Raw genomic sequence first — 17,218 nt, forward strand, 5'->3', positions numbered from 1 at the left:
GGCGAGCGGACCGTCGAGGGCGGCGAGCAGGCGGCGGGCCTGGCCGCGCAGCGCGTCGGCGGAGCGGGCGGTGAGCAGCCACGGGACGACCGCGTCCGGTCCGGTGCGCCGCGCTCGGGTTCCGGGTCGGGCTCGGGCCGTTCGAGGACGACGTGCGCGTTGGTGCCGGACACGCCGAACGAGGACACCGCCGACCGGCGTGGGCGGCCGGTGTCGGGCCAGGGGGTGGGTGCGGTGAGCAGCCGCAGCGCGCCGGCGGTCCAGTCGACGTGGCGGGACGGGGTGTCCGCGTGCAGGGTCCGCGGCAGGACCCCGGCGTCCATGGCGAGGATCATCTTGATGACACCGGCGACGCCGGCGGCGGCCTGGGTGTGGCCGATGTTGGACTTGACCGACCCGAGCAGCAGCGGGTGCTCGCGGTCCCCGCTCCCGTAGGTCGCCAGCAGCGCCTGGGCCTCGATCGGGTCGCCGAGCCGGGTCCCCGGTGCCGTGCGCCTCGACCGCGTCCACCTCGGACGGCTGCAGGCCCGCCGCGCGCAGCGCGGCGCCGATCACCCGCTGCTGGGACGGTCCGTGGGGGGCGGTCAGGCCGTTGGAGGCGCCGTCGGAGTTGACGGCGGAGCCGCGGAGCACGGCGAGCGGGCGCCGTCCGTGCCGGCGCGCGGAGGAGAGCCGTTCGAGGACGAGCAGGCCGGCGCCCTCGGACCAGCCGGTGCCGTCGGCGTCGTCGGAGAAGGCCTTGCACCGCCCGTCCGGGGACAGCGCGCCCTGCCGGGAGAACTCGACGAAGGTCCGTGGGGTGGACATGACGGTGGCGCCGCCCGCGACGGCGAGGTCGCACTCGCCGTCGCGCAGGGCCTGCGCGGCGAGGTGCAGGGTGACCAGCGACGAGGAGCAGGCGGTGTCGACGGTCATGGCCGGGCCCTCGAGCCGAGGACGTAGGAGATCCGGCCGGACGCGACGCTCGGGGAGCTGCCGGTGACGTGGTCGCCGTCGAACTCGGCGCCGAGCAGCTGGTGGTAGTCGTTGTACATCAGGCCGGTGAACACACCGGTGCGGGAGCCGCGCAGCGCGGTGGGTCGATCCCGGCCCGTTCGAGGGCCTCCCAGGTGGTCTCGAGCAGGATCCGCTGCTGGCTGTCGGTGGCCAGTGCCTCGCGGGGGCTCATCCCGAAGAAGCCGGGGGTCGAACTCGCCGGCCTCGTGCAGGAAGCCACCGGCGCGGGCGGCGGACCCGCCGGGGCTGCCGGGGTCGGGTCGAGCAGGGTGTCGAGGTCCCAGCCGCGGTCGGTGGGGAAGGCTCCGATCGCGTCGGTGCCCTCGGCGAGCAGCGTCCAGAACTGCTCGGGGTCTCGACGCCGCCGGGGAACCGGCAGGCCAGACCGGTGACGACGACGGGGTCGTCGGCCGGGTGGGTGGTGGCCGGCGGTGGGGGTCGCGGCCGGGTCGGTGGTGGGGTCGGTGGCGGGGTCGGGACCGTCGAGCTCGTCGCGCAGGTGGCGGGCGAGCGCGGCGGGGGTGGGGTGGTCGAACACGAGGGTGGCGGCAGGGCGACCCGGTGGCCGTGGCGAGCTCGTTGCGCAGCTCGACGGCGGCGAGCGAGTCGAACCCGAGGTCGCGGAAGGCGCGCTCGGGATCGATGTCGGCGGCGGAGCCGTGGCGAGGACGGTGGCGATCCGCTCGCGGACGGTGCGCAGCAGCTCCCCGGTGCGGGCGCGGCGGTCGGCCTGGGCCTGGTCCTGCTCGCCGTCGCCGGTGCCGCCGGCCGCGGTGCGGGCCGCGGCGACGAGGTCGCGCAGGTGGGTGGCGGGCTCGCCGCGGACGGCCGTCGGGTCGACGGTGACGGCGGCGACGGCGGGGCGCCCGCAGTCGAGGGCGGCGTCGACGAGGGCCAGGCCCTCGTCGTGGCCGAGCGGGGGCAGTCCGCGGGCCGTCATCCGGGCGCGGTCGGCGTCGCCGAAGGCGGTGGCGAAGCCCGCGCCGACGTCCCACAGCGACGGGGCGACGGCGGTGGCGACCCGCCCGGTGGCGGCGCGGTGCGCGGCGAGGCCGTCGAGGAAGGTGCTGGCGGCGGCGTAGCCGGCCTGTCCCGCGGCGAGGACGGAGCCGCCGACGGAGGACAGCAGCACGAACGCGGCCAGCTCGGTGTCGGCGGTGAGCTCGTGCAGGTGCCAGGCGCCGTCGGCTTGGGGGCGAGCAGGGTGTCCAGGACGTCGGCGGTGAGCGACCCGACGAGGCCGTTGGCGCCGACGCCGGCGGCGTGCACGACGCCGGTCAGCGGCCGGTCGAGCCCGTCGAGCAGGTGTGCGAGGGCGGCGCGGTCGCCGGCGTCGCAGGCGACGACGCGGGCCTCGGCGCCGAGCGCGGCGAGGTCGTCGACGAGCTCGGCGGGCGCCGGCGCGCGTCGGGTCCGCGGCGTCCGGTGAGGATCAGGTGCCGGACACCGCGGGTGCCGGCGAGGTGTCGGGCGACGACGGCGCGAGGCCGCCGGTGCCCCCGGTGAACGAGCACGACGCCGTCGGGTCGAACCGCGGCGGTGTCGGAGCCGGGGCGTCGGTGAGGGGGGCGAGCCGCGGGACGAGCACCCGGTCGCCGCGGCGGGCGACCTCGGGTTCGGTGCCGTCCACGACGACGGCCGGGAGCACGGGGGCGGCGGCGGGCGCGGCGGAATCCTCGGCGTCCGCGAGGTCGGCCGGATCGGCCGGGGTCGGCCGGTTCGTCGAGGAGGGCCAGCCGGCCCGGGTTCTCGGCCTGGGCCGCGCGCACCAGCCCCCAGACGGCGGCGGCGGTGACGTCGACGTCCTCGCCGGGGGCGGTGGCGACCGCGCCGTGGGTGCGCACGACCAGCCGGGCCCCGGTCCGTCGCGGGTCGGTGAGCCAGGCCTGGACGGCGTCGAGCACCCGGGCGCAGGTGGTGCGCACCGCGGCGGGGACGGGCTCGCCGGCCGGCCCGGCCGTGACGTCGAGCAGCAGCACCGCGGCGTCGGTGTCGCCGGGGCCCCCAGCGCGGGGACGGGGGCTCCCGGCGCCGCGTCGGCCGGGCGCCAGATGGTCTCGTGCAGCACCGGCGCGGGTGACAGGGCTGTGGGTGACGGGGCTGCGGATGACGGGGCGGGGCCGGGCTCCATGCGGCGCCCGACCATCGACCCGACGGTGAGCAGCGGCTCCCCGGCGGGTGTGTTGAGGGTCAGCACCATGTCGGTGTCGCTGCCGCGGTGCAGGTGCACCCGTGCGGCGGTGGCGCCGGTGGTGTGCAGCGCGACCCGGTTCCACACGAACGGCACCGGGGTGCCGTCGCCGTCGGCGGCGAGGGTGGCGACGTGCATGGCGGCGTCGAGCAGTGCCGGGTGCAGGTCGTGGGCGGTGCCGTCGAGCCCGCCGGCAGGGCGACATCGGCGTAGAGGTCGTCGCCGTCGCGCCAGGCTGCGGTGAGGCCGCGGAAGGCGGGTCCGTAGCCGAAGCCGCGGGCGGCGATGGCGGCGTAGTCGACCGGCACCGGGGTGGCGCCGGCCGGCGGCCAGGGGCCGCGTGCGGGGTCGGCGGGCCGGGGGTCGGCCGGGGTGAGGTGCCCGGTCGCGTGCAGCGTCCAGTCGTCGTGCTCCGCGGCGCGGGAGTGCACGGTGACGGGCCGGTGCCCGGAGCCGTCGGCGGCGCCGGCGGTGACGCGCAGGTCGGCGGGGCCGGTCAGCGGCAGCGGCGCGGCCAGGGTGAGCTCCCCCAGCCGTGGGGTGCCGGCGGCGCGCCCGGCGCGCAGCGCGAGCTCGACGAACGCGGCGCCGGGAAACAGGACGGTGCCCTGCACGGCGTGGTCGGCGAGCCACGGCCGCACTGCCGGGTCGGCGCGTCCGGCGAGGACGACCGAGCCGTCCTGCGGGGAGACCAGCTCGGCGTGCAGCAGGGGGTGGCCTGCGGTGGGGGGCGGGCGCGGCCGCGGTCGGCGACGGTCCGGTGAGGGCCGGGGCGGCGGGGTCCAGTAGCGGCGGCGCCGGAAGGCGTGGGTGGGCAGGGCGGTGCGGCGGGCGCCGGTGCCGGCGAGCGGCCCGGCGAGGTCGGCGGTGCCGCCGTCGACGTGCAGGCGGGCGAGCGCGGTGAGCGCGGTCGTCTCCTCGGGGCGCCCGGAGCGCAGGACCGGGACGGCGAGTGGTACCGGGTCGACCCGGTGTCGGTGTCGGTGTCGGTGTCGGTGTCGGTGTCGGTGTCGGTGTCGGTGTCGGTGTCGGTGTCGGTGTCGGCGGCGGCGGCGGCATCGGCGTCGGGGCCGGCGAGGCACTCCGCGGCGAGCCCGGCGAGCGAGCCGTCCGGGCCGAGGTCGGCGTAGCGGACGGCGCCGCGGGCGGCGAGGGTGGCGACGGCGTCGGCGAACCGGACGGGTCGGCGGGCGTGCTCGACCCAGTGCCCGGGGGTGAGCGCGTCGACGACGGCACCGGTGACGGTGGAGACCAGCGGAATCCGCGGGGGGTTGTGGTGCAGGCCCGCGGCGACGGCGCCGAGCTCGTCGAGCACCGGCGTCATCAGCGGCGAGTGGAAGGCGTGCGAGACCGGCAGTCTGCGGTGTGTCAGGCCCGCGGCGGCGGCGAGCACCTCGTCCTCGGGGCCGGAGAGCACCACCGAGGTGGGGCCGTTCACCGCGGCGACGGCGACGTTCCCGCCGCACCGGGCGCGGGCCTGCTCCTCGGTGGCGCGGACGGCGACCATCGTGCCGCCGGTGGGCAGCGCCTGCATGAGCCGGGCGCGGGCGGCGACGAGGGTGGCGGCGTCGTCGAGCGAGAGCACCCCGGCGACGTGCGCGGCGGCGATCTCACCGACGGAGTGCCCGGCGACGTGGTCGGGGGTCGCGCCCCAGGACTCGAGGAGGCGGTGGAGGGCGACCTGCAGCACGAACAGCGCGGGCTGGGTGTAGCCGGTGGCGGTGGGGTCGGCGGGCGGGACGCCCCCGGCGAGTGCGCGGGCGACGGTGTCACCGGTGTCGCCGCCCAGGGCCGCGCAGGCGGCGTCGGCGGCGTCGCGGAACACCGGGAAGCGTGCGTGGAGCTCGTGCCCGGCGCCGGGCAGGCGGGTGCCCTGGCCGGGGAACAGGAACGCGGTGGAGCCGTGCCGGACGCGGCCGGTCACGAGGCCGGGGAGGGTCTCCCCGGCGGCGAGTGCGGCGAGGTGGGCAGCGGGGTCGCTGCCGGTGACGGCGACGGCGCGGTGGTCCAGCGCGGCCCGGGTGGTCGCGGTGGACCAGGCGAGGTCGAGCGGTGCGGCGTCGTCGGCGGCGAGGAACGCGGCCAGGCGTGCGGCCTGGGCGCGCAGGCCGGCGGCGGTCGGTGCGGACAGGGTCCAGGGCAGCGTCGCGGGGGTGGTGCGGTGCGGCTCGGTGGCCGGGGCCGCGGCGGCCGGCGCCTGCTCGAGGACGACGTGGGCGTTGGTGCCGCTGATCCCGAACGAGGACACCGCGGCACGGCCCGGCCGCCCGGTGTCCGGCCAGGTGGTGGTCTCGGTGACCAGGCGGACCGAGCCGGCGGTCCAGTCCACGCGGGTGGACGGGGTGTCGGCGTGCAGGGTGGCCGGCACGGTCCCCCGCCGCATCGCCTCCACCATCTTGATCACACCCGCGACACCCGCGGCAGCCTGGGTGTGCCCGATGTTCGACTTCACCGACCCCAACAACAGCGGGACCTCACGGTCCCGCCCGTAGGTCGCCAGCAACGCCTGCGCCTCGATCGGGTCCCCCAGCGCGGTACGGTGCCGTGCGCCTCGACGACGTCGACGTCGCGGCCGGTGAGGCCGGCGGAGGTGAGCGCGCCGCGGATGAGGCGCTGCTGGGAGGGGCCGTTGGGGGCGGTGAAGCCGTTGGAGGCGCCGTCGGAGTTCACGGCGGTGGCGCGCAGCACGGCGAGGACGTCGTGGCCGTGGCGGTGGGCGTCGGAGAGCCGTTCGAGCAGCACGACGCCGGCGCCCTCGCCCCAGGCGACGCCGTCGGCGTCGTCGGAGAAGGACTTGCAGCGGCCGTCCGGGGAGAGGCCGCGCTGCCGGCTGAAGTCGATCAGCATGCCGGGGGTGGCCATGACGGTGGCGCCGCCGGCGATGGCGAGGGAGCACTCCCCGCGCGCAGGCTCTGCGCCGCCATGTGCAGCGCGACCAGCGACGACGAGCATGCGGTGTCGACCGTGACGGCCGGGCCCTCGAACCCGAAGGTGTAGGCGATCCGCCCGGAGACGACGGAGCCGCCCGCGGACGCCGCGGGTGCCACGCCGAGTGCGTAGTCGTGGTACATGACGCCGGTGAAGACGCCGGTGTCCGAGCCGCGCAGGGTGGCCGGGTCGATCCCGGCGCGTTCCAGGGTCTCCCAGGTGGTCTCGAGGAGCAGCCGCTGCTGGGGGTCGAGTGCGGGTGCCTCGCGCGGGAGACGCCGAAGAACTCGGCGTCGAACGCGGCGACGTCGTGCAGGAAGCTGCCGCGGCGGGTGTAGCTGCGGCCGGGGACGCCGGGTTCGGGGTGGTAGAGGTTCTCGATGTCCCAGCCGCGGTCGGTGGGCAGGTCGCCGGAGGTGTCGGTGCCGTCGATGAGGAGCTGCCAGAGCTCGTCCGGGCCGGTGACGCCGCCCGGGTAGCGGCAGGCGGTGGCGACGACGACGACCGGGTCGTCGGTGACCGGGGACGTGGGTGGGCCGCCGGCGGGCCCCGGGGTGGCCGGGTCGGCGGCGGGGTCGGTGGCGGGGTCGCCGCCGAGGCGCCGGTGCAGCAGCGCCGTGACGGCGTGTGCGTCGGGGTGGTCGAAGACCAGGGTGGCGGGCAGCTCGAGTCCGGTGGCGGTGGCGAGACGGTTGCGCAGGTCGACGGCGGTCAGGGAGTCGAAGCCGAGCTCGGAGAAGGCACGGTCGGGGGCGACGGCGGCCGCCGAGCCGTGCCCGAGGGCGGCGGCGACGTGCTCGCGGACCAGCTGCAGGACCGCGGCGCGGTCGCCGCGGACGGCCGGTGCGACGGGTGCGGCGGCGGAGCGGCGCGGTGCGGGCGCGAGGTCGCGGAGCAGGGCGGGGACGGTCCCGGTGCGGCCGCGCAGCGCGGCCCGGTCGACGGCGATCGGGACGACGGTCGCCCGGCCGGAGTCGAGGGCGGCGGCGAACAGGGCGAGGCCGTCGTCGCGGGTCAGCGGGGGCAGCCCGGCGGTGGCCATCCGTCGCCGGTCGGTGTCGGTGAGGTGCGAGCCCATGCCGGTGCCGACGTCCCAGAACCCGAAGGCGGTGGCGGTGGCGGCCCGGCCGGTGGCGGCGCGGTGCGTGGCGAGTGCGTCGAGGAAGACGTTGGCGGCGGCATAGTTGGCCTGTCCGGCGGGCAGGACGAGCCCGCCCGCGGAGGAGAGCAGCACGAACGCGGCCAGCTCGGTGTCGGCGGTGAGCTCGTGCAGGTGCCAGGCGGCGTCCGCCTTGGAGGCGAGGACCGTGTCGAACCGCTCGGGGGTCATGGCGCCCACCAGGCCGTTGTCGCCGGTGCCTGCGGTGTGCACGACGGCGGTGAGCGGTCGGTCGAGCCCGTCGACGACGGCGGCCAGCGCGGCGCGGTCGGCGACGTCGCAGGCGAGCACGCGGACGGTCGCGCCGTGCGCGGCGAGCTCGTCGGTGAGGTCGGCGGCGCCCGGCGCGTCGGGGCCGCGGCGAGACAGCAGGACGAGGTGACGCGCCCCGCGGTCGGTGACGAGGTGGCGCGCGGCGAGTGCGCCGATCCCGCCGGTGCCGCCGGTGACGAGGACGGTGCCGTCGGGGTCGAGTGCGGGTGGGGTGGGTGTCGCCGGGTGAGCGCGGTGAGGCGGGGCACGAGGAGCTCGCCGTCGCGCAGTGCGGCCTCGGGTTCCCCGGCCGCGACCGCGGTGGCCGCGGCGGTGCTGTCGTCGGTGGTCCGGTCGGTGGTCTGGTCGGTTCCGTCGGGGAGGTCGAGCAGGGTGAAGCGGCCGGGGTTCTCGGCCGAGGCGGCACGCACGAGTCCCCAGACGGGGGCGGTGGTGAGGTCGAGGTCGTCGCCGTCGTGGACGGCGACGGCGCCGCGGGTGGCGACGACGAGGCGGGAGCCGGCGCAGCGGTCGTCGGCGAGGAAGCGCTGGACGGTGTCGAGGACCCGGGTGGTGGCGGCCCGGACGGCGGCGGGCACGTCGACGGCGTGCGGGGGGTGGGTGCTCTCGACGGTGCACAGCACGACGGGGGCGGGCGACGGCGTCGGGGTGGCCGTCGAGGTCCTCCCAGCGCACGACGTCGGGCCGGGTGGCGGGGGTGGCCGTGGTGGTCCGCCAGGTGACCGTGTGCAGCGGCCGGGTGCGGGCGGTCGTGTGGTCGGCGCCGGTGGGTGGGCCGTCCGATCATGGATCCGACGGTCAGCAGCGGGGCGCCGGTGGTGTCGGTGAGGGTGAGCCGCAGCTCGGTGTCGCCGGAGCGGACGAGGTGGGCGCGGGCGGCCGCGGCGCGGTGGCGTGGAGGGTGACGTCGTTCCACACGAACGGGACGACGGTGTCGTCGCCGCCGTTGTGCAGCATCGCGGCGTGCAGGGCGGTGTCGAGCAGTGCGGGGTGGATGCCGTAGTGGTCGGCGCCGGTGCCGTCGGGCAGTGCGATCTCGGCGTGGATGCCGTCGTCGGTGGTCCAGGCTGCGGTGAGGCCGCGGAAGGCGGGGCCGTAGTCGAAGCCGCGGGCGGCGAGCCGGTCGTGGGCGTCGGTGAGGTCGGCGGGGGCGGCGTGCGGCGGGGGGCCAGGTCGTGAGGTCGGGGGCCGGTGCCGTGCCGGCGCCGGTGGGGGCGAGGCGGCCGTCGGCGTGTGCCGGGTCCAGCCGGTGTCCTCGCCGGTGCGGGAGTGGACGGTGACGGTGCGGCGGTCGTCGTCGCCGGGGGCACCGACGGTGACCTGCAGAGTGACCGCGCCGTGGTCGGGGACGACGAGAGGGGCGGCGAGGGTGAGCTCGTGCAGGTGCGGGCACCCGGCCGCCTCGCCGGCGCGCAGCGCGAGTTCGACGAACCCGGTTCCGGGCAGCAGTGTGCTGCCGAGGACGGTGTGGTCGGCGAGCCAGGGGTGGGTGTGGCGGGTGAGTCGTCCGGTGAGCAGCAGTCCGCCGTCGGGGGTGTGGACGGCGGCGGTGAGCAGGGGGTGGCCGGTGGCGTCGTGGCCTGCGGTGGTGGCGGGGGTAGGGGTGGGCCAGTAGGGGGTGCGGTCGAAGGGGTAGGTGGGCAGCGCGGTTCGCCGCCCACCGGGCGCGGTCGCCGCCCAGTCGACCGCACCACCGGACACCCACACCCGGGCCAGCGCCGTCAGTGCGGTCGTGTCCTCGGGCCACCTCCACGAACCGGACCACACCCGCCTCGGACAACGCAGCAACCCGATCGGCGAACCGCACCGTGTCCCGCACATGAGCGACCCAGAACTCCGGATCGGTGACCACACCGGCCACCTCCACCGGCAGCCCAGGCTCGACGAAGGACAGCCCACCCACGACAGCCCGGAACTCCTCCAACACCGGCTCCATCAACACCGAGTGGAAAGCATGCGAAGTGTTCAACCTCTTGTGACGGAACCCCTCCGCCACCGCAACGACTTCGGCCTCCACACCCGACAGCACCACCGACGACGGACCATTCACCGCCGCCAGAGACACCCCACCAGTCAGCAGCGGGACGACCTCCGCCTCCGAGGCCTGCACCGCCACCATCACCCCACCCGACGGCAACCCCTGCATCAGACGCGCCCGCGCCGCCACCAGCGCCGCAGCATCCCCGAGGGACAACACACCGGCCACATGCGCAGCCGCGATCTCCCCCACCGAATGCCCCGCCAGCCGATCCGGACGAACCCCCCACGACTCCAACAGCCGGAACTGCGCCACCTGCAGGGCGAACAACGCCGGCTGGGCAACACCCGTCGCATCCAGAGCAGCCGGATCCTCGGAGAACGCCACCGCACCCAGATCCGCCAGCGCCGGGTCCGCATCGGCCAGCGCAGCCAGCACCGCGTCGAACGCCTCCGCGAACACCGGGAACGCCTCATACAGACCACGACCGGCCCCAGGGCGCTGCGACCCCTGACCCGAGAACACCACCGCGGTGCCACCCGGCACGACGGCGCCCCGCGCGACCTCCGACGGACCCGTCCCGTCGTGCAACAACACCGCACGCTGGTCGAACACCGCACGCGTCGTCGACAAGGAGAACGCCACGTCCACCGGACGCGTGTCGTCCAGCACCGACATCCGGGCGACCTGCCCGTCGAGCGCGGCCGCGGTGCGCGCGGACACCGGCCACGCCGCGGTCGCGGGCGGTGCCGCCACCGGCACCGGCTCGGCAGCGGGCTCGGGCTCGGGGAGTTCCAGGACGACGTGCGCGTTCGTCCCGGACACCCCGAACGACGACACCGCGGACCGGCGGGCGTGACCGGTCTGGGGCCAGGCGGTCTCCTCCGACACCAGCGTGACGGCGCCCGCCGACCAGTCGACGTGCGACGACGGGGTGCCCGCGTGCAGGGTCGCGGGCACGATCCCCCGGCGCATCGCCTCGATCATCTTGATCACCCCGGCCACGCCGGCGGCGGCCTGGGTGTGCCCGATGTTCGACTTCACCGACCCCAGCAGCAGCGGGGTCTCGCGGCCGGGGGCGCCGTAGGTGTCCAGCAGCGCCTGGGCCTCGATCGGGTCGCCCAGCGCGGTGCCGGTGCCATGCGCCTCGACCACGTCGACCTCGCCCGGGCCCAGCCCGGCCGCGGCCAGCGCGGAGCGGATCACCCGCCGCTGCGACGGGCCGTTCGGCGCGGTCAACCCGTTCGACGCACCGTCCTGGTTCACCGCCGACCCGCGCACCACGGCCAGCACGTCGTGTCCGAGGCGTCGGGCGTCCGACAGCCGCTCCAGCACGATCATGCCGACGCCCTCGGACCAGGCCACGCCGTCGGCGTCGTCGGAGAACGCCTTGCACCGGCCGTCGGAGGACAGGCCGCCCTGACGGGCGAACTCGGCGAACGCGTGCGGGGTCGACAGGACCGTGACACCGCCGGCGACGGCGAGATCGCACTCCCCCGCACGCAGCGCCTGCGCGGCCAGGTGCAACGCCACCAGCGACGACGAGCACGCCGTGTCGACAGTGACGGCCGGCCCCTCCAGCCCGAAGGTGTAGGACAGCCGGCCGGACAGGACGCTGGCCACCAGTCCGGTGTCGGCGTGCCCCTCGTCGTCACCGAGCAACGCGGCGTAGTCCTGCCCGTTCGTGCCGACGAACACCCCGGTGGCGGTGCCGCGCAGCCCGACGGGGTCCAGGCCGGCCCGCTCCCACGCCTCCCAGGTGACCTCCAGCAGCAGCCGCTGCTGCGGGTCCATGCCCAGGGCCTCGCGGGGCGAGATGCCGAACAGGGCCGCGTCGAAACCGGCGACGTCGTCCAGGAAGCCGCCGCGGGTCGAGACCCCGTCGAGCTCCGGCGCGCCCAGGTCCCAGCCTCGGTCGGTGGGGAACGCCGAGGTGGCGTCGGTGCCGGAGGCGACCAGCTCCCACAGCTCCTGCGGGGAGGAGACACCACCGGGGAACCGGCAGCCGGTCCCGACGATCGCGAGCGGCTCGGTGCGCTGCGCCTCCAGCTCCGCCACCCGCTCGCGGGTGCGGCGCAGATCCACGGCGACCCGCCGGAGCCGGTCGACGACCTTGTCCTGCTGCTCGTCCTGCACTGCTGCTCCTCGATTCCTGCCGGTCGCCGGGATGGGGTCGGGCCCGGGTCAGAGTTGGGCGTCGATGATGTCGAGCAGGTCGTCGACGTCGGCGGTCCTGATGTCGTCGTCGGGGCCACCGGTCGCGGGCGCGCCGTCCCGGCCGTAGGCCCGGTCCCCGGCACGCAGCCGGTCCAGCACCGCGGCGAGCCGACGTTCGAGCGGGGCGCGCTCGGCCGGGTCGGGCAGGCCCGCCGCGAGCGCCGACTCCAGCCGATCCACCGCCGCCGCGGGCGACGGGTCCGGCTCCGACGCCGGGGCGAGTGCCGCGACCAGGTGGGCGGTGACCGCCTTCGGGGTCGGGTGGTCGAACACCAGGGCCGTGGCCAGCGGCAGCCCGGTGCGGACCCGCAGCCGGTCGCGCAGCTCCACCGCCGCCATCGAGTCGAAGCCCTGGTCGCGGAACGACCGGTCCGGGTCGACGTCGGCCGGGCCGGGGTGGCCGAGGACCGCCGCGACCTCGCGGCGCACGAGGTCCAGCACCGCCGCCGGGCGTTGCACCGCGGGCAGTGCGGCCGGTCCGGGGCCGGTCGGCTCCGGCGGGGCGAGCGCCCGCGCCGCGTCCGGTACCCCGGCCAGCAACGGGCTCGGGCGGACCGCGGTGAACCCGGGGGCGAACCGCTCCCAGTCGACGTCGACGACGGTGCGCACGGCCTGCTCGCCGCTGAGCGCGGCGTCGAGCGCGGCCATCGCGGCCCGCGGGTCCAGCGGCAGCAGACCCTGACGGCGCATCCGGTCGGCGACGCCGTCGCGGCCCGCGAGCCCCTGCCCGGCCCACGGTCCCCAGGCCAGCGACACGACCGGGACACCGGTGTCACGCCAGGCCTGGGCCATGCCGTCGAGCTGGGCGTTCGCGGCCGCGTACCCGGCCTGCCCGGCGCCGCCCCAGGTGGCGGCGGCGGAGGAGAACAGCACCACCATCTCCAGCGGGGCGTCGGCGGTGACCTCCCGCAGCGCGCGAGCACCGCCGACCTTGGGCCCGAACAGCTCGGCGAGCCCCCCGGCGGTCAGGTCCGCGGCGGCAGCGTCACCGGTGTCGACCCCGGCCGCGTGCACGACCGCGCGCAGCGGCAGGTCGGCCGGTACCGCCTCGACGACGGCCCGCAGCACAGCGGCATCGGCGCAGTCGCAGGCGGCGACGGTGACCCGGGCCCCGGCCTCGCTCAGCTCGGCCACCAGCGCGGCCACGCCGGGGGCGGCCTCGCCGCGGCGGCCGGCCAGGACCACGTGTGCGGCGCCGCGGCGGACGACGTGCCGGGCGACGTGCGCGCCGAGCCCCCCGGTGCCTCCGGTGACCAGCACGGTGTCGCGGAACACCGGAGCAGCCCGGTCCCCGGTCGGGGCGGGGACCAGCCGCCTGCCGAAGGCGGCTCCGTCCCGGATCGCGACCTGGTCCTCGCCGGACGCGCCGGTCAGGACGGAGCCGAGTGCCGCGACCGTCGCCGGACCGGGCTCGGCGGGCAGGTCGACCAGGCCGCCCCAGGACAGTCGGTCCTCCAGTGCGGCCGAACGACCCCACCCCCAGACGGCGCACTGCTCCGGGTTCACGACCGCGGTATCCCGCCCGGTGTCCTCCCCGGTCCCCACCGGTACGGCCCCGGTCGTCGCGCACCACAGCGGGGCGGGCACCCCGGCGTCGGCGAGCGCACCGGCCAGGGTCACCCGGCGCAGCAGCGAGGCGGGGACCTCCCCGCCTGCCGTGTCGGCCGTGTCCCCGACGGGCAGCGACAGCACGACGTCCGGCGGGTCGGTCGCGGCGTCCACCAACGCCGCGGCCAGCGCGGCGCGGTCGAGACCGGTCGCGTCCAGGAACCCGACCGGCGCGCCCACCCCGGTCAGGGCGGCGGCCGGACGCCCGCCGTCGACGACCACCAGGACCCGCTCCGGGACCGACGGCGGGTTCTGCAGCGGTACCCACTCCTCGCACAGCGCAGGGACCTCGGGGACCCCGCCCGCCCGGCCGGCCTGCGGTTCGGGCCAGAACCGGCGACGGTCGAACGGGTAGGTCGGCAGCTCCGGCACCGGCGCCCCGGACCCCGGCACCAGCGCCGCGGGGCGCACCGCGACGCCCGCGACGTGCAGCCGGGCCGCCGCGGTCAGGGCGGTGTCCACCTCGGACCGGCCGTCCCGGCACAGCGGGGTGACCAGCACGTCGCCGGGCACGGGCAGCGCGTCGGGCACCAGACCGGACAGTGTGGCGTCCGGGCCGAGCTCCACGACGGTGTCCACCCCGGCCCGGGCCGCGGCCGCCACCAGGCCGGCGAACCGCACCGTGCCGCGGGCGTGCCGGACCCAGTAGTCCGGGTCGGCGGGCGCCGCCGGGTCGACGACCGTACCGGTCACGTCGGACAGGACCGGGATCCGCACAGGCGTCAGGTCGAGCCCGTCGAGCACCTCGCGGAGCGGCACGCTGATCGGTTCCATCAGGTGCGAGTGGAACGCATGGGAGACCGGGAAACGGCCAGTCCTGCGGCCGCGGGCGGAGAACGACGCCGCGACCGCGTCGACGGCGTCGGCGGCCCCGGACAGCACGACGGCCGACGGGCCGTTCACCGCGGCCAGCGCCACCTCCGGTCCCAGGTGGGCGGCGACCTCGTCCTCGCCCGCCTCCACCGCGACCATCGCTCCGCCGCCGGGCAGTGCCTCCATCAGCTCGCCGCGTGCGGTGACCAGCCGGGCGGCCGAGGCCAGGTCCAGCACCCCGGCCAGGTGCGCCGCAGCGAGCGCGCCGATCGAGTGTCCGCCGGTCAGCGCCGGTGTCACCCCCCACGACCGCAGCAGCGCGGCCGCCGCGACGTGGAACGCGAACAGGGCGGGCTGGGCGGTGCCGGTACGGGCGAGCCGCTCGGCGTCGTCGCCCCACACGATGTCGCGCAGCCCCGGGCGGAGGTGGCCCAGCACCTCGGCGAACGCCTCGGCGAAGGCGGGGAAGCGCCCGTACAGCTCCCGCCCCATCCCCGGACGCTGGGTGCCCTGGCCGGAGAACAGCACCGCGACCCGCCGCGGCACGGCCCGCCCACGCGCGACCTCACGCACCCCGGAGTCGGTGGCGAGCAGCACCGCGCGGTGCTCGAACCGGGACCGGCCGTGCACCAGCGCGTGCGCGACGTCGCCGCGCGGGAGCCCGCCTGCCACCGCCGTGATCCGGGCGACGTGGGCGTCGAGCGCCTCGGGGGTGGCGGCCGAGACGAACCACGCCTCCGTGCCCGCCGGCTCCCGCGCCGGGCCGGTCCCGCTGTCGGGGGCCTGCTCCAGCACGACGTGGGCGTTCGTACCGCTGATCCCGAACGCCGACACCGCGGCCCGGCGCGGACGGTCGCGGTCCGGCCACTTCTCGGTGGCGGTCACCAGCCGCACCGGCCCGGCCGCCCAGTCCACCGCGGACGACGGCGCGTCCACCCCGGGGGTCGCGGGCACGACCCCGTGCCGCATCGCCTGCACCATCGCGATCACCCCGGCGGCCCCGGCGGCGGCCTGGGTGTGGCCCAGGTTCGCCTTGACCGAGCCCAGCAGCAGCTCCTCCGACCGGTCGCCGTAGGCGACGCGCAGCGCCTCGGCCTCGATCGGGTCCCCCAGCGTGGTGCCGGTGCCGTGGGCCTGCACGACGTCGACGTCGTCCGGGCCGAGCCCGGCGGCGGCCAGCGCCGCGTCGATCACCCGCTGTTGGGACGGCCCGTTCGGGGCGGTCAGCCCGTTGGACGCGCCGTCGGAGTTCACCGCGGACCCCCGCAGCACCGCGAGGACCTCGTGGCCGTTGCGGAGGGCGTCGGACTGCCGCTCCAGCAGCAGCAGCCCGACCCCCTCCGACCACGCGGTGCCGTCCGCGGCCTCGGCGAACGGCTTGCACCGCCCGTCCGGGGCGAGCCCGCCCTGGCGGGTGAACTCGACGAAGCTGCCCGGCGTCGCCATCACGGTGACGCCGCCCGCGACGGCCAGGTCGCACTCCCCCGCCCGCAGGCTCTGCGCCGCGAGGTGCAGCGCCACCAGCGACGACGAGCACGCCGTGTCCACCGTGATCGCCGGCCCCTCCAGCCCGAGCTGGTAGGCGATCCGGCCGGAGACGACACTGCCCGCCGTACCGACGCCCCAGTGCGCCTCGGTGCCCTGCGGCGGACCGGCGTGCCCGCTGCCGTAGTCGTGGTACATCACCCCGGCGAACACACCGGTCCGGGTGCCGTGCAGCGAGTCCGGGGCGATCCCGGCACGTTCGAACAGCTCCCAGGCGCTCTCGAGGAGCAGCCGCTGCTGGGGATCGCTGGCCAGCGCCTCCCGCGGCGAGATGCCGAAGAAGGCGGCATCGAAGTCGGCGGCGCCGGACAGGAACCCGCCCTCCCGGGTCGCGCTCGCCCCACCGGCCAGCGCGGCGAGGTCCCAGCCCCGGTCGTCCGGGAACGGGCCCATCACGTGCCCGCCGGCGTCGAGGACCCGCCACAGGTCCTCCGGCGAGGCGATCCCACCCGGGTACCGGCAGGCCGTCCCGACCAGCACCACCGGGTCGTCGTCCGACGGCGGCCGCACCGGGAGCGCACGCCGTGACGGCGCCGTCTCGCCCAGGACCCCGGCCCGCAGGAACGCTGCCAGCGCCGCCGGGGTCGGGTGGTCGAAGGCGACCGCCGCGGACAGCTCCAGCCCGGTGGCCGCGGCCAGCCGGTTGCGCAGCTGCACCGCACCCACCGAGTTCAGGCCGGCCTCGCGGAACGCGCGCCCGTCCCGTGACGCCGGCACGTCGACGCCCAGCGTCCCGGCCAGCGCCGTGCGCACGATCGCGGTGAACGCCGCGGTGCGCCCGGCCTCGTCCAGCGGTTCCACCCGTGCGCGCAGGGCGTCGCGCACCGGGTCCGAGGGGCCCGCGGCCCCGACGGTCTCGAGCAGGCCGCGCAACAGCACCGGGACCGGCCCGGGTGTTCCCGTTCCGGTCGCCTCCAGCCGGACGACGACGGCGTCGGCGCGGGCGGGCAACGCCACGTCGGCCGCGGCGGCGACCTCCTCGACCGCGACGGCGCCCACCCCGGCCGCCGGCGGCACCTCCGGCTCCGGGTCGCCCCAGGCCAGGACGCAGCCGCCGAGACCGTCGCGGACCCGGGCCGCGGCGAGCGCGGACAGGAACGCCGCGGCCGCCGACTCCGCGCCGCACCCGGCCGAACCGAGCGCACCCCGCACGGTCCCGGTGAGGACCAGCGCCGGCGCCCGCGCGGCCGACCGGGAGGCACGGTCGCAGTGCAGCGCGCCCGCCAGCACCGCGTCGAGCTCGGCACCCCGTTCGCCGTCGGCGTGCACCAGCACGGTCACCGGCCGCGGTGCGGACGCCAGGGCGGCGGCGAGCGCGTCGGGGTCGGCCGGGTCGGTGTCGTGCACCGCGCAGGCCGCGCCGAGGTCGTCCAGCTCCCCGGCGAGCCGGGCGATCGCGGGGTCGCCGAGCCCGCCGGGCCCGCACAGCAGGACCTGGCCGAGGCGGTGGCCGCGGACCAGGTGACGGACCAGCGCCGCGGTGCGCGGGCCGGGTGCCCCGGCGACGGCG

5 protein-coding genes and 7 pseudogenes are annotated in these 17,218 nt (G+C 77.5%); all 12 read right to left on the reverse strand.

Features of this window, described 5'->3' with window-relative positions:
• A partial coding sequence (locus KPL57_RS17895; protein ID WP_308252920.1) for a ketoacyl-synthetase C-terminal extension domain-containing protein occupies positions 1-461 on the reverse strand: 461 nt, incomplete at its 3' end.
• A 70-nt stretch (positions 462-531) separates the two neighbouring features.
• Positions 532-1,534 (reverse strand): annotated as a pseudogene (locus KPL57_RS72270) (beta-ketoacyl synthase N-terminal-like domain-containing protein); the annotation flags it as partial.
• 64 nt (positions 1,535-1,598) lie between these two features.
• Positions 1,599-1,991 (reverse strand): annotated as a pseudogene (locus tag KPL57_RS66730) (hypothetical protein); the annotation flags it as partial.
• Positions 1,992-2,044: 53 nt separating this feature from the next.
• Positions 2,045-2,346: pseudogene (locus KPL57_RS66735) on the reverse strand (KR domain-containing protein); the annotation flags it as partial.
• Complete coding sequence (locus KPL57_RS66740; protein WP_374203739.1) at positions 2,274-3,272, reverse strand: hypothetical protein; 999 nt, start codon at positions 3,270-3,272, stop codon at positions 2,274-2,276. The pseudogene KPL57_RS66735 and the gene KPL57_RS66740, both read right to left, overlap by 73 nt.
• Positions 3,187-4,269, reverse strand: a complete 1,083-nt coding sequence (locus KPL57_RS69860; protein ID WP_308252921.1) for a polyketide synthase dehydratase domain-containing protein — start codon at positions 4,267-4,269, stop codon at positions 3,187-3,189. Before KPL57_RS69860 ends, KPL57_RS66740 begins: the two co-directional genes overlap by 86 nt.
• A 113-nt stretch (positions 4,270-4,382) precedes the next feature.
• Positions 4,383-5,690, reverse strand: a pseudogene (locus tag KPL57_RS66745) (acyltransferase domain-containing protein); the annotation flags it as partial.
• Complete coding sequence (locus KPL57_RS72275; protein WP_374203741.1) at positions 5,636-5,929, reverse strand: hypothetical protein; 294 nt, start codon at positions 5,927-5,929, stop codon at positions 5,636-5,638. The pseudogene KPL57_RS66745 and the gene KPL57_RS72275, both read right to left, overlap by 55 nt.
• Before the next feature lie 33 nt (positions 5,930-5,962).
• Positions 5,963-7,703, reverse strand: a pseudogene (locus KPL57_RS66760) (type I polyketide synthase); the annotation flags it as partial.
• A gap of 140 nt (positions 7,704-7,843) precedes the next feature.
• Positions 7,844-8,170, reverse strand: a pseudogene (locus KPL57_RS72280) (hypothetical protein); the annotation flags it as partial.
• Positions 8,171-8,345: 175 nt separating this feature from the next.
• A pseudogene (locus tag KPL57_RS17950) lies at positions 8,346-11,568 on the reverse strand (type I polyketide synthase); the annotation flags it as partial.
• Positions 11,569-11,709: 141 nt separating this feature from the next.
• Positions 11,710-17,181 carry an SDR family NAD(P)-dependent oxidoreductase gene (locus KPL57_RS17955; protein WP_226352490.1) on the reverse strand — a complete coding sequence of 1,824 codons (5,472 nt, stop codon included), beginning with the start codon at positions 17,179-17,181 and terminating at the stop codon, positions 11,710-11,712.
• Positions 17,182-17,218: the final 37 nt, after the last annotated feature.

The sequence above is a fragment of the Pseudonocardia sp. ICBG601 genome, assembly GCF_020496245.1.